Source organism: Bradyrhizobium sp. Bra78, assembly GCF_024519855.1.
GTDB classification, from domain to species: Bacteria; Pseudomonadota; Alphaproteobacteria; order Rhizobiales; family Xanthobacteraceae; genus Bradyrhizobium; species Bradyrhizobium japonicum_G.
Genome location: NZ_JALJRE010000024.1, coordinates 24,408 through 37,542 on the forward strand (window position 1 = coordinate 24,408; position 13,135 = coordinate 37,542).

13 protein-coding genes are annotated in these 13,135 nt (G+C 64.1%); 11 read left to right on the forward strand and 2 right to left on the reverse strand.

Going from position 1 to position 13,135, the window contains the following annotated elements; translation table 11 throughout:
* Positions 1-5: 5 nt before the first annotated feature.
* The 6 genes from pstS (at position 6) to phoB (ending at position 5,268) form a co-directional block, all read left to right on the forward strand.
* Positions 6-1,019 (forward strand): phosphate ABC transporter substrate-binding protein PstS, encoded by a 1,014-nt coding sequence (pstS, locus tag OC450_RS33540; protein WP_211384156.1) that lies wholly within the window; start codon positions 6-8, stop codon positions 1,017-1,019.
* Positions 1,020-1,149: 130 nt separating this feature from the next.
* Positions 1,150-2,139: a phosphate ABC transporter permease subunit PstC gene (gene pstC / locus OC450_RS33545; RefSeq protein WP_211384221.1), complete on the forward strand. Its 990-nt coding sequence runs from the start codon at positions 1,150-1,152 to the stop codon at positions 2,137-2,139.
* A gap of 4 nt (positions 2,140-2,143) precedes the next feature.
* Positions 2,144-2,989: a phosphate ABC transporter permease PstA gene (gene pstA / locus OC450_RS33550; RefSeq protein ID WP_211384157.1), complete on the forward strand. Its 846-nt coding sequence runs from the start codon at positions 2,144-2,146 to the stop codon at positions 2,987-2,989.
* Complete coding sequence (gene pstB, locus OC450_RS33555) at positions 2,986-3,810, forward strand: phosphate ABC transporter ATP-binding protein PstB (protein ID WP_211384158.1); 825 nt, start codon at positions 2,986-2,988, stop codon at positions 3,808-3,810. Before pstA ends, pstB begins: the two co-directional genes overlap by 4 nt.
* Positions 3,811-3,821: 11 nt before the next feature.
* A complete protein-coding gene (gene phoU, locus OC450_RS33560; RefSeq protein WP_211384159.1) occupies positions 3,822-4,538 on the forward strand; it encodes a phosphate signaling complex protein PhoU in 717 nt (238 codons plus the stop codon).
* 22 nt (positions 4,539-4,560) lie between these two features.
* Entirely contained in the window at positions 4,561-5,268 is a 708-nt protein-coding gene (gene phoB / locus OC450_RS33565) for a phosphate regulon transcriptional regulator PhoB (RefSeq protein ID WP_014491300.1), read from the forward strand.
* A 131-nt stretch (positions 5,269-5,399) separates the two neighbouring features.
* On the opposite strand, the gene OC450_RS33570 is transcribed toward phoB, so the two are convergent.
* Positions 5,400-5,912, reverse strand: a complete 513-nt coding sequence (locus OC450_RS33570; protein ID WP_211384160.1) for a GcrA family cell cycle regulator — start codon at positions 5,910-5,912, stop codon at positions 5,400-5,402.
* 455 nt (positions 5,913-6,367) lie between these two features.
* Here OC450_RS33570 and OC450_RS33575 point away from each other — a divergent pair, with 455 nt between their 5' ends.
* The 3 genes from OC450_RS33575 to OC450_RS33585 all read left to right on the forward strand — a co-directional run bounded on the left by OC450_RS33575 (position 6,368) and on the right by OC450_RS33585 (position 9,720).
* Positions 6,368-7,576, forward strand: a complete 1,209-nt coding sequence (locus OC450_RS33575; protein ID WP_211384161.1) for an aspartate aminotransferase family protein — start codon at positions 6,368-6,370, stop codon at positions 7,574-7,576.
* Positions 7,576-8,499: an ornithine carbamoyltransferase gene (argF, locus tag OC450_RS33580; RefSeq protein WP_211384162.1), complete on the forward strand. Its 924-nt coding sequence runs from the start codon at positions 7,576-7,578 to the stop codon at positions 8,497-8,499. The genes OC450_RS33575 and argF overlap by 1 nt, the downstream gene beginning before the upstream one ends.
* 201 nt (positions 8,500-8,700) lie before the next feature.
* A complete protein-coding gene (locus OC450_RS33585) occupies positions 8,701-9,720 on the forward strand; it encodes an Hsp33 family molecular chaperone (RefSeq protein WP_211384163.1) in 1,020 nt (339 codons plus the stop codon).
* 782 nt (positions 9,721-10,502) lie between these two features.
* Here OC450_RS33585 and apaG read toward each other — a convergent pair.
* Positions 10,503-10,895 (reverse strand): Co2+/Mg2+ efflux protein ApaG, encoded by a 393-nt coding sequence (gene apaG / locus OC450_RS33590; protein ID WP_211384222.1) that lies wholly within the window; start codon positions 10,893-10,895, stop codon positions 10,503-10,505.
* A 194-nt stretch (positions 10,896-11,089) separates the two neighbouring features.
* Between apaG and OC450_RS33595 the strand changes: the two genes are divergently transcribed.
* Entirely contained in the window at positions 11,090-12,346 is a 1,257-nt protein-coding gene (locus OC450_RS33595; RefSeq protein WP_262049440.1) for an OpgC domain-containing protein, read from the forward strand.
* Complete coding sequence (locus OC450_RS33600) at positions 12,346-13,125, forward strand: SGNH/GDSL hydrolase family protein (protein WP_262049441.1); 780 nt, start codon at positions 12,346-12,348, stop codon at positions 13,123-13,125. Before OC450_RS33595 ends, OC450_RS33600 begins: the two co-directional genes overlap by 1 nt.
* The last annotated feature ends 10 nt before the right edge of the window (positions 13,126-13,135 follow it).

The following is a 13,135-nucleotide window of genomic DNA, read 5'->3' on the forward strand; positions in this document are numbered from 1 at the left end:
CCAGCATGAATTTCATCAAAACGATCGTCGCTGCCGGCTTGGTCGCCGCATCGACGACGGTGGCCTTTGCTGCCGACATCACCGGTGCCGGGGCGACCTTCCCGTTCCCGATCTATTCCAAATGGGCTGACGCCTACAAGAAGGAGACCGGCAACGGTCTGAACTACCAGTCGATCGGTTCCGGCGGCGGCATCAAGCAGATCCAGGCCAAGACCGTGACCTTCGGCGCGACCGACATGCCGCTCAAGGCCGAGCAGCTCGAGAAGGATGGCCTCGTCCAGTGGCCGATGGTGATGGGCTCGATCGTTCCCGTCGTCAACCTCGAGGGCGTGAAGCCGGGTGAGATGGTGTTCGACGGCGAGACGCTGGCCAGCATCTATCTCGGCAAGATCACCAAGTGGGACGACGCCGCGATCAAGAAGCTCAATCCCAATGTGAAGCTGCCTTCGGACGCGATTACCGTGGTCCGCCGCTCGGACGGTTCGGGCACGACCTTCAACTTCACCAACTACCTCTCCAAGGTCAGCCCGGACTGGAAGAGCAAGGTGGGCGAGGGCACCGCGGTCGAGTGGCCGGTCGGCGTCGGCGCCAAGGGCAACGAGGGCGTCTCCGGCAACATCGGCCAGACCAAGAACTCGATCGGCTACGTCGAGTATGCCTATGCCAAGCAGAACAAACTGACCTACACCAAGATGGTCAACAAGGGCGGCAAGACCGTCGAGCCGACCACCGAGGCCTTCCAGGCGGCCGCCTCCAACGCCGACTGGGCCAAGGCTCCCGGCTATTACGTCATCCTGACCGACCAGCCCGGCGACAAGTCCTGGCCGATCACCGCGGCGACCTTCATCCTCATGCACAAGGATGCGACCGACAAGGCGGCCGCGAAGGAGGCCCTCAAGTTCTTCACCTGGGCGTTCAAGAACGGCGACAAGATGGCTGAGGAGCTCGACTACATTCCGATGCCCGACAGCGTTGTGAAGCTGATCGAGAAGACCTGGTCCGCCGACATCAAGAGCTGAGTGCTCTGGTCCCGGACGCAGTGCCGGGATCTGCAAGACGTCCGCTCCGGATCGGCTTTGCGCCGCATCCGGAGCGCAAGACCGACAATAAGCGTATATAAAACGGGCACAGGGGATCGGCGTGGCTGAGATGGCTGTCGAGAGCAATGTAGTTGATGCCGCCGGACCGTATGATCGCGCCAAGGCGTTGAGCGCGTTCAAGCTCGGCGATGTCACCTTCTACTGGATCACCCGGCTGAGCGCGATCTCGGTGCTGCTGATCCTCGGCGGCATCATCATGTCGCTGGTCGTCGGCGCCTTCCCGGCGATGAAGGAGTTCGGCCTCTCGTTCCTGTGGACGCAGCGCTGGGCGCCGTCGGCCGATCCGCCCGTGCTCGGCGCGCTCGGGCCGATGTACGGCACGCTCGTCACCTCCTTCATCGCGATGCTGATCGCCATTCCGGTCGGTATCGGCATTGCGATCTTCCTGACCGAGCTCTGCCCGCAATGGCTGCGCCGCCCGATCGGCATGGCGATCGAGCTGCTCGCCGGCATTCCCTCGATCATCTACGGCATGTGGGGCTTCTTCGTGCTGGGCCCGTTCCTGGCCAACACCTTCCAGCCCTTCATGATCAAGATCTTCGACGGCATCCCCGTGCTGGGCACAATCTTCGCGGGACCGCCGTCCTATCTCAGCCTGTTCAACGCGGCGCTGATCCTCGCGATCATGGTGCTGCCCTTCATCACCTCGATCTCGGTCGACGTGTTCAAGACGGTGCCGCCGGTGCTGAAAGAGGCCGCCTACGGCGTCGGCTGCACCACCTGGGAAGTCGTCCGCAGCGTGGTGATCCCCTACACCCGCGTCGGCGTCATCGGCGGCGTCATGCTGGCGCTCGGACGCGCGCTGGGCGAGACCATGGCGGTGACCTTCATCATCGGCAATTCGTTCCGCATCTCGGGGTCGATCTTCGCGCCGGGCACCACGATCTCGGCGGCGATCGCATCCGAATTCGCCGAAAGCGACGGTCTGCACCAGTCCGGCCTGATCCTGCTCGGCCTCTTGCTGTTCGTACTGACGTTCTTCGTGCTGGCCGCGGCGCGGCTGATGCTGATGCGGCTGGAAAAGAAGGCGGGGAACTAACGCGATGAACCCGATCTATGCACGTCGCCGCCGCAAGGACCTCATCATCCGCGGTCTTTGCTTCGCGGCTGCCGCCTTCGGCGTCACCTGGCTCGCGCTGATCCTGATCACGCTGCTGTACAACGGCCTTGCGGGCCTGAATGTTCAGCTGTTCACCGAGAACACGCCGCCGCCCGGATCCAACGAGGGCGGCCTGCTCAACGCCATCGTCGGTTCGCTGATGATGACCGTGATCGGCGTCGGTATCGGTGCGCCGCTCGGCATGTTCGCCGGCACCTATCTCGCCGAATACGGCCGCAACGACAAGCTGACGTCGGTGATCCGCTTCATCAACGACATCCTGCTCTCGGCGCCATCGATCATCATCGGCCTGTTCATCTATGGCGCCGTGGTGGTGCCGATGCGCGGGTTCTCGGCGGTCGCCGGCTGTCTCGCGCTCGCCGTCATCGTCATTCCGGTGGTGCTGCGCACGACCGAGGACATGCTGCTCTTGGTACCGAACGCGCTGCGCGAGGCGGCCTCGGCGCTCGGGCTGCCGCGCTCGCTGGTGATCAAGCGGATCGCCTACCGTTCGGCGCGCGCCGGCCTCATCACCGGCGTGCTGCTCGCCACCGCCCGCGTCGCCGGCGAGACCGCGCCGCTGCTGTTCACCGCGCTGTCGAACCAGTTCTTCAGCCTGGACCTGACCAAGACGATGGCCAACCTGCCGGTCACCATCAACAACTTCGTGCAGAGCCCCTACGCCTACTGGAAGCAGCTGGCATGGAGCGGGGCGCTGCTCATCACCCTGACCGTGCTTGCCCTGAACATTGGCGCGCGCATACTTGGCGCCGAGAGGACCGCAAAATGAGTGAACTTTCAGTATCGTCGATGAGCGCGGCCGGTGGCCTGCCCCAGACGGCAGCATTGCCCGAGGCTCCCCCCAAGGTGACGGTGCGCAACCTCAATTTCTATTACGGCGAGCACCACGCGCTGAAGAACATCAACCTGACGCTCGGCACCAACCGCGTCACGGCGTTCATCGGCCCGTCGGGCTGCGGCAAGTCGACCCTGCTGCGCATCTTCAACCGGATGTACGACCTCTATCCGGGCCAGCGCGCGACCGGTCAGGTGATGCTCGACCAGACCAACATCCTCGACGGCAAGCTCGACCTCAATCTGCTGCGCGCCCGCGTCGGCATGGTGTTCCAGAAGCCGACGCCGTTCCCGATGACGATCTACGAGAACATCGCTTTCGGCATCCGTCTTTACGAGAAAATCCCGAAGTCCGAGATGGACGGCCGGGTCGAGAAGGCGCTGCGCGGCGGCGCGCTCTGGAACGAGGTCAAGGACAAGCTCAACGCGTCGGGCCTGTCGCTGTCCGGCGGCCAGCAGCAGCGCCTCTGCATCGCCCGCACGGTCGCGGTGCGGCCCGAAGTGATCCTGTTCGACGAGCCCTGCTCGGCGCTCGATCCGATCTCGACCGCCAAGGTCGAGGAGCTGATCCAGGAGCTGTCCGAGAACTACACGATCGCGATCGTCACCCACAACATGCAGCAGGCGGCGCGCGTCTCCGACAAGACCGCCTTCATGTATCTCGGCGAGTTGATCGAGTTCGACGAGACCAGCAAGATATTCACGTCGCCGACCGATCGGCGCACGCAGGACTACATCACCGGCCGGTTCGGCTGAGGAGACAGGACATGGGTTCCGAACATACCGCAAAGGCCTTCGACACCGACCTCCAGGAGCTCACTCGCCTGGTCGCCGAGATGGGCGGAATCGCAGAGCGCATGATCGTCGATTCCGTCGATGCGCTGATCCGCCGCGACGTCGCGCTCGGCCAGCGCGTCGTCGCCATCGACGTCGAGCTCGACGCGCTCCAGAAGAAGATCGAGGAGCGCGCCGTCCTCACCATTGCGCGCCGCCAGCCAATGGCGGTCGATCTGCGCGAGATCGTCGGCGCCATGCGCGTCGCGACCGATCTGGAGCGTATCGGCGACCTCGCCAAGAACATGGGTAAGCGCGTCGCGGCGCTGGAAACGGATTTTCATCCGCTCAAGCTGTTCCGCGGCCTCGAGCACATGACCGACCTCGTGCAGCAGCAGGTCAAGTCGGTGCTGGACGCCTATGCCGCGCACGATCTGCCGGCGGCGATGGCGGTGTGGAAGGGCGACGAGGAAGTCGATGCCATCTGCACCTCGCTGTTCCGCGAGCTTCTCACCTACATGATGGAGGATCCGCGCAACATCTCGTTCTGCATCCATTTGATGTTCTGCGCCAAGAATATCGAGCGCATCGGCGACCACGCCACCAATATCGCCGAGACCGTGTTCTACATGATCGAGGGCCAGGCGATCACCGACAAGCGGCCGAAGGGCGACATGACGAACTTCGCCACGACGGTTCCGAATACCTGATCACGCAAGGAGCGACGACACCATGGGCGCACGCATTATGGTGGTTGAGGACGAGGAAGCTCTCACCGAGCTTCTTCGCTACAACCTCGAAGGCGACGGCTATGACGTCGAGACGGTGATGCGCGGCGACGACGCCGACACCCGGCTCAAGGAGCACATCCCCGATCTCATCGTGCTCGACTGGATGCTGCCGGGTCTGTCCGGCATCGAGCTGTGCCGACGGCTGCGCACCCGGCCCGAGACCAAGCAGCTCCCGATCATCATGCTCACCGCGCGCGGCGAGGAGAGCGAGCGGGTGCGGGGTCTTGCGACCGGCGCCGACGATTACATCGTCAAGCCGTTTTCGGTGCCGGAGCTGCTGGCGCGGGTGAAGGGCCTCTTGCGGCGCGCAAGCCCGGAGCGGCTCGCCACCGTGCTCGCCTATGGCGACATCGAGCTCGATCGCGACAAGCGCCGCGTGGCGCGCTCCGGCCGGCCGATCGATCTCGGCCCGACCGAATATCGCCTCCTGGAGTTCTTCCTGGAGCATCCGGGCCGGGTGTTCTCGCGCGAGCAGCTGCTCGACAGCGTCTGGGGCCGCGACATCTACATCGACGAGCGCACGGTCGACGTGCATATCGGCCGCCTGCGCAAGCTGCTCAATCTCGGCCGCGAGCAGGACCCGATCCGCACCGTCCGCGGCGCCGGCTATGCGCTGGACGACCGTTTCGCGAAGGCGGAGCAGGCGTAAGTTCAGCCGCGAACAGGCAAGTAAAAAGCGCGCCGGGCGGCGCGCATTTCCATTTTTCGATCGTTCCGGTCCCTACTGCGCAATTGCGCGCTAGCTAGTTAGGCCGGGACGATGTCGTTTGGAGCCGGGCTTCAGCGCGGCCCCGGCTTCGCCGGTGCGCGCCGGCGATCCGCCGCGGGCTGATACGCCACGCGCGAGTGCTGGGCGCAATAGGGCAGGCCGGAGAGGGCCTTGCCGCCGCAGAAGAAGAAGTCCGGGCTCGAGGGATCGCCGACCGGCCAGTGGCAGGTCGCCTCGTTCAGCTCCAGCAGCGACAGCCGCTGGCTCATCGGCACCACGTTGTCGTAGGTGACCGGCTCAGCCTCCACCTCGACCTCGAAGGCCTGCGCCAGCGCGGTGTTGCCGCGCGAGATCGGACGGGTCACCCGCATCATGTGCTGCGCGGGACGCGCCTTGCGCGGCCGGGGCGCTGCGGAAGATGGGCTCTTGGCGCGGCCCGACAGGCCGAGCCTGTGCACTTTGCCGATCACGGCATTGCGGGTCACATTGCCGAGCTCAGCCGCGATCTGGCTGGCCGAAAGTCCGGCCTCCCAGAGCTTTTTCAGCTGCTCGACGCGATCATCGGACCAGGTCAAAACCGTCATTGCACCCTTTCCCTCGCTGCGCGCCAGCCATCCTGGGGCCTCGCAGCGAATGCCTAAGCCTTAAAAACCCGTGCCGTCAGAATCCCTTAAGGCTCGCCGGGCGCGCCAATGACGCCCGAACGTTTACGCCGGTACATAAGGACTTAGAGATCAGAACCGCTGCACGAGATGTCGTATCTGACAATCCAAACGCTACAATATGGCGTGACTCCCGCGCAAGAGTCCGCCGACTCGCTTCCACATGTTCCGTGGTGAAAAACCCGCAAAATCGGCACCGCAAGACTACGGATTCTGCGTTTCGCGAGGCTTTCCGGGCGGCATTGACACCCGTCTTGCCAGGCATAAGATAGTGCTGCGTGCCGCCCTTAAAAGGCGGCACGTTTCGTTTTCCGGACCGGTCAATGGTGCGTTGCGCAATGCACATTCAGGCCGTCCACAACATTCAAGTGATCGTCATGACCAACAGCGCCGCGCCGCATTTGCTCCCTGTTTTCGCCAGGGCCGACCTCGGCTTCGAGCGCGGCGAGGGCTGCTGGCTGATCGCGACCAATGGCGAGCGCTATCTCGATTTCACTTCGGGCGTCGCCGTGAATGCGCTCGGTCATGCTCATCCCGCGCTGGTCGCAGCGTTGCAGGAGCAGGCGACCAAGCTCTGGCACATGTCGAACCTGTTCCAGAGCCCGGACGGCGAGAAGCTTGCGAACCGCCTCTGCAACGAGAGCTTTGCGGACTTCGTGTTCTTCTGCAATTCCGGCGCCGAGGCGCTGGAAGGTGTGATCAAGCTGGTCCGCCATCATCACTTCTCCAAGGGGCATCCGGAACGCTATCGCATCATCACCTTCGAAGGCGCGTTCCACGGCCGCACGCTGGCGACGCTGGCCGCGACGGGTTCTGCGAAATATCTCGAAGGTTTCGGTCCGCCGATGGATGGTTTCGACCAGGTGGCGCATGGTGACATCGAGGCCGTGAAGAAGGCGATCGGTCCGCAGACCGCCGGCATCCTGATCGAGCCGATCCAGGGCGAGGGTGGCGTGCGTTCGGCGCCTCCCGGCTTCCTCAAGGCGTTGCGCCAGCTCTGTGACGAGAAAGGCCTGCTGCTCGCGTTCGACGAGGTGCAGACCGGCATGGGCCGCACTGGCGATCTCTTCGCCTATAAGCGCACCGGCGTCACGCCTGACGTGATGTCGCTGGCCAAGGCGCTCGGCGGCGGCTTCCCGATCGGCGCGATTCTGGCGACCGCGGACGCGGCTTCCGGCATGGGGCCCGGCTCGCACGGCTCGACCTTCGGCGGCAATCCGCTCGCGATCTCGGCCGCGAACGCCGTGCTCGACGTCATGCTCAAGCCCGGCTTCTTCGATCACGTCCAGAGGATGTCGCTGCTGCTCAAGCAGAAGCTCGCCTCCGTGATCGACCGTCATCCCGATATCGTCAGCGAAGTGCGCGGCGAGGGCCTCCTGATCGGCATCAAGGCCGTGGTGCCCTCGGGCGATCTGGTCGCAGCTTTGCGCAACGAAAAATTGCTCACGGTCGGCGCCGGCGACAATGTCGTGCGTTTCCTGCCGCCTTTAATCGTCACCGAAGCCGAGATCGAGGACAGCGTCGGGCGGCTCGAGCGCGCCTGCACCGCGATCTCGTCCAGTCAGACCAAGCGGGCGGCAAGCTGATGAGCAAGTCGCCGAAGCACTTCCTCGATATCAACGAGCTGCCGTTGTCGGAGCTCAAGAGCATGCTCGCCGCCTCCTCCGCCATGAAGGCGAAGCAGAAGGCGCATCAGCCGGTCAGGCCGCTCGAAGGCAAGACGCTGGCGATGATCTTCGAGCGGCCCTCCACGCGCACCCGCGTCTCGTTCGACGTCGCGATGCGCCAGCTCGGCGGCGAGCCCATCATGCTCACGGGTGCCGAGATGCAGCTCGGCCGCGGCGAGACCATCGCCGACACCGCGCGTGTGCTGTCGCGCTATGTCGACGCCATCATGATCCGCATCCTCAATCACGATGCGTTGCTGGAGCTTGCGGAATATGCGACGGTGCCCGTCATCAACGGCCTGACGCGCCGGTCGCACCCATGCCAGGTGATGGCCGACCTCATGACCTACGAAGAACATCGCGGCCCGATCGAGGGCAGGACGGTGGCCTGGACCGGCGACGACAATAACGTGCTCGCCTCCTGGGCGCACGCCGCCGAGCGCTTCAAGTTCCAGCTCAATGTCGCGACCCCGCCGGAGCTGGCGCCGAAGAAAGTCATGCGCGACTTCATCAAGGCGACCGGCGCGTCGATCGTGCTCGGCACCGATCCCGAAGCCGCCGTGAAGGGGGCCGACTGCGTCGTCACCGATACCTGGGTGTCGATGGGCGACAAGGAAGGCGAGCACCGCCACAACGTGCTCAAGCCCTATCAGGTCAATTCGAAGCTGATGTCGCTGGCCAAGCCCGACGCGCTGTTCATGCACTGCCTGCCGGCCCATCGCGGCGAGGAGGTCACGGATGAGGTGATCGACGGCCCGCAATCCGTCGTGTTCGACGAGGCCGAGAACCGCCTGCATGCGCAGAAGGGCATTCTGGCCTGGTGCTTCGACGCGGTGAAATGATCTGAACGCGTGTCGCGTTGCCGTCGCCTCACATGGCGCTGTCGTCCCTGACAAGCGTAGCTCATGGCAATGCATAGCGTTGCCGGGACCGAAGCGCTTGTCCGGGACGACAGAGAGTTCGAGGTTGCTTGGTACGGTTCAAACGGCTCCCGCGCACGCTACCCCCTTCCATTTTTCTCCTCCGACCCCAGATAAAGCGCCATGGTTTCCCAATCCCCTGACATGAAAACCGGGCCCGAAGGCCCGGTTCGCGCACCATCGGCGGTTCCGATCGATGACGCCGTGCTGCCCTACGAGGTCGACGCACTCGACGTGCGTGGGCGCCTGGTGCGGCTTGGTCCTGCACTCGACGAGATTCTGACCAAGCACGATTATCCTGCGCCGGTCGGCAAGCTGCTCGGCGAGGCCATCGTGCTGACCACGCTGCTCGGCTCGGCGCTGAAATTCGAGGGCCGCTTCATCCTCCAGGCCCAGACCGACGGTCCGGTCTCGTTCCTGGTCGTCGACTACATGGCGCCGGATCGCCTGCGTGCGTACGCGCGCTTTGATGCCGCGCGCCTCGGCGAGGCCAGGGATTCCGGCATGCAGTCCGGCGCCCTGCTGGGCCACGGTCATCTCGCCATGACCATCGACCAGGGCCCCGACATGAGCCGCTACCAGGGCCTGGTCGCGCTCGACGGCGGCAGCCTGGAGGACGCGGCTCACGAATATTTCCTGCGCTCCGAGCAGATCCCGACGCGCGTGCGTCTCGCCGTCGGCGAGGAGTGGCGCTCGAACGACGGCGGCAAGCATCGCTGGCGCGCCGGCGGCATGCTGATGCAGTTCCTGCCGAAGGCCCCGGAGCGCGCGCGGCAGGCCGATTTGCATCCCGGCGATGCGCCCGAAGGCGTCGAGGTGCACAGCGTCGCTGAGGACGACGCGTGGGTCGAAGCGCGTTCGCTGATCGAGACCGTCGAGGACGTCGAGTTGATCGATCCCGAGCTGTCCGGCGAGCGGCTGCTCTACCGTCTCTTCCATGAGCGCGGCGTGCGCGTGTTCAATCCGCTGTCCTTGAAGGCGCAATGCTCCTGCTCGCGCGAGGCGGTCGCCTCGATGCTGAAGAGTTTTTCGCCGGACGACCGCGCCGCGATGGTCAAGGACGACAAGGTCGTCGTGACCTGCGAATTTTGCTCGTCGGTGTACGAATTCACGCCGGATGAAGCGGGCGTCGAGGACGCGTAGGCACTCGGCCTGCGAGCCCTCGCGACCCGACGGGCAATACACCTGCGAGGCTGTCAATCCTCTCTGGCAAAAATATTCCACTTTACCGAAATTCGGATTTATCGTAGATGTTGCCTATCCCGGCTCATCCTTGAGGGGCGATCGTACGTCGTCACGATATGCGAGCCGGGTTGCGGTGGACGCGGCAGCGTCGTGCGCGAGAGGTGCGGGCAGGGCGGGTAGTCCCTGCGAGCCCGTGGCCACGTGCGGACGAGCGACGCTGATGCGTACGGCAAAACCGTGTGGTCCTGACCGTCGTTGCTACGGTCAAGCTTTCGCGGAGATGCGCGCGAGCCCAACCGGGCGGACGGCATCGTCAATTCGCGGGGCGAGGGAGGCCAGAACGAACTCGGCTCCCGGGAGAGCACGGCATAAGCCGTCCGACCATCGCGCAGGGAAGGCCGAGTGATTGGCTACACCTGTATGCTGCTGTGCGGTTCTTTTGCGCTACATCTTCGCGCAGCGGACCGCGGGTGCCAGCCGGCACCCGGCCTTCCCTGCGCCCTCTTGGCTCAAGAGGGTGGAGAGATGGAGCAAAGCTCGGGCGAACACGCCGCGAGACCGCAAAGGCGTGTCTGCAAGCTGAGTTGCCAGTTGGAAGCGCTCGCAATGACGAGGTTGGGGAAGCTGCGCGCCATAGACTCGGACATCGGTGGGCAATGTGAAGCGTGCCCGCCACCTTATGCCGTGATCGAAATGGTCGACACGGCGCTTCGCGCCTTTGTCCACCCAACGGCATCCCGCTAGTTCAGCACCCGCTTGTTGTCCGGACTGTCCAGCGAGAACGTCGGTACGTCGATCTCGAAGCGCTCGCCGCTTTCGCTGACCATCTGGTAGCGGCCGGTCATGAAGCCGGAGGCGGTCGTGAGCGGCACGCCGGAGGTGTACTCGAACCGTTCGCCGGGGGCCAGGGTCGGCTGCTCGCCCACGACGCCCTCGCCCTTCACCTCCTGCTGCCGGCCGGTGGCGTCGGTGATGATCCAGTGCCGCGTCTTGAGCTGCACGGTCTCGTCGCCGGAATTGGTGATGACGATGGTGTAGGACCAGAAGTAGCGGGAGCGGTCGGCCGACGACTGCTCCGGAACAAAGTTCGGCTCGACGGTCACTTCGATCTGGCGGGTCACGGCGCGGTACATGGTTGCTATCATACCGAAATCCGCCCGGGAACCAAACGCCGGAGGCGGCCTGGGCGACATCGTCCCGCCAGAATTCGCAGGGAAGTACGCCCCCCGGGGTGTACTCACATGTGATCCGATCGCTTTGCGAGATGACGAACGGACCGGTACACTCCTTGACACGCCGCGATCTGCGGAAGGGTTTTTAGGCCCCGATGACCATTGCCGACCAAGAGACGGGATCGACGATCGCGGGAACCACGGGTGCCAAGTCCGCAGGCCCCAGGCCGCGCACCGCGGCGCCGGCGATTTCGCTGCCCGCCATTGGCGAGCGCGAGCTTCGGCTCGACCTGTTCCGCGGCCTCGCGCTGTGGCTGATCTTCATCGACCATCTGCCGACGAGTCTGCTGACCTGGTTCACGATCCGCAATTACGGCTTCAGCGACGCCACCGAGATCTTCATCTTCATCTCCGGCTATACCGCCGCCTTCGTCTACGGCCGGGCCATGCTGGAATCCGGCGTCGTCATCGCCACCGCGCGCATCCTGCGTCGCGTCTGGCAGATCTACGTCGCCCACGTCTTCCTGTTCACGATCTTCCTCGCCGAAATCTCCTATGTCGCGACCAGCTTCGAGAACCCGCTCTACACCGAAGAGATGGGCATCATGGATTTCCTCAAGCAGCCCGACGTCACCATCGTGCAGGCGCTGCTGCTGCGCTTCCGTCCCGTCAACATGGACGTGCTGCCGCTCTACATCGTGCTGATGCTGGCGCTGCCGCTGATCCTGTGGTCGATGAAATGGAAGCCTGACGTCACGCTCGGCCTCTCCGTCGTGCTCTACGCAGTGACCTGGGAATACGACCTCTACTTCTCGGCCTATCCGAACGGCTTCTGGGCCTTCAATCCGCTGGCCTGGCAATTGCTTTTCGTCTTCGGTGCATGGTGTGCGCTCGGAGGTGCGCGGCGGATGTCGCGCATTCTGGCTTCGCGGGTGACGATGTGGATCTCGATCGCCTATCTGGTCGCGGCATTCTACGTGACGCTGACCTGGTACGTGCCGCAGCTTTCCCACTTCATGCCGAAGCGGCTCGAGCAGTGGATGTATCCGATCGACAAGACCGATCTCGACGTGCTGCGCTTCACGCATTTCCTGGCGCTGGCCGCGCTCACCGTGCGCTTCCTGCCGCGGGAGTGGCCGGGCCTGAAGTCGCCCTGGCTGCGGCCGCTGATCCTGTGCGGCCAGCATTCCCTGGAGATATTCTGCCTCGGCGTCTTCCTCGCTTTCGCCGGCCATTTCATCCTGGCCGAGGTCTCCGGCGGCGCAGTCATGCATGCGGTGATTAGTCTCTCCGGAATCCTGATCATGTGGGGCGTCGCTTGGGTGATTTCGTGGTACAAGCGCGTAGCTGACAAGAGCGGTGCGAAAACCAAAATCGCCGTCGGCAACGCCGATATGGCGGGAGGGGGCTGATGAAGGCGAAGGTTCTCCTGAGCCTTATCCTGCTATGCGGTAACCTCGCCGCGCCGCCGGCGCGCGCGGGCGATGCTGCGCCTGCCGCCCCCGCCGTGCCCGCGGCCTGCGAATTGCCTTCTTATCTGCTCACCAGCGAAAGCCAGCTTCCCAAGGTGGCCGATGCCATCAAGGCCGGCAAACCGCTCGAGATCCTGGTCATCGGCAGCGGTTCGACCAGGATTCCGGCTTCCGAGGACAGCTCTTATCCGGCGCGGATGCAGGCGGTTTTGAAAGACAAGCTGCCGCCGGCGGAGGTCGTGCACGTCTCCGTAGAAATACAGAGCAAGAAGACGGCCGAGGAGGCGACCGGATCCTTCGTTAAGCTGATGGAAGCAAAAACGCCTACTTTGGTCATCTGGCAGACCGGGACGGTGGATGCTATCCGAGCCATCGATCCCGACGATTTTCGTGGCGCGGTGACCGAAGGGGTTGCTGCGTTGCAAAAGGCAGGGGCTGACGTCGTCTTGATGAATTTGCAATACAGCCCGCGTACCGAAACCATGATCTCGGTGCCGCCATACCTCGACAATATGCGGGTGGTTGCACAGGAGCATGATATCCCGCTGTTTGATCGTTTCGCGATCATGCGGCAGTGGAATGATCAGGGGCAGTTCGACCTGTTCAGCCCGTCCCGCGGGCCCGAGCTGGCGAAGCAGGTCCATGATTGCCTTGGCCGGGCGTTGGCACAGTTCGTGATCGACGCAGCCCATCTGGAGCCGGCCCAGCAGCAAAATTGAGGTCTAGCGT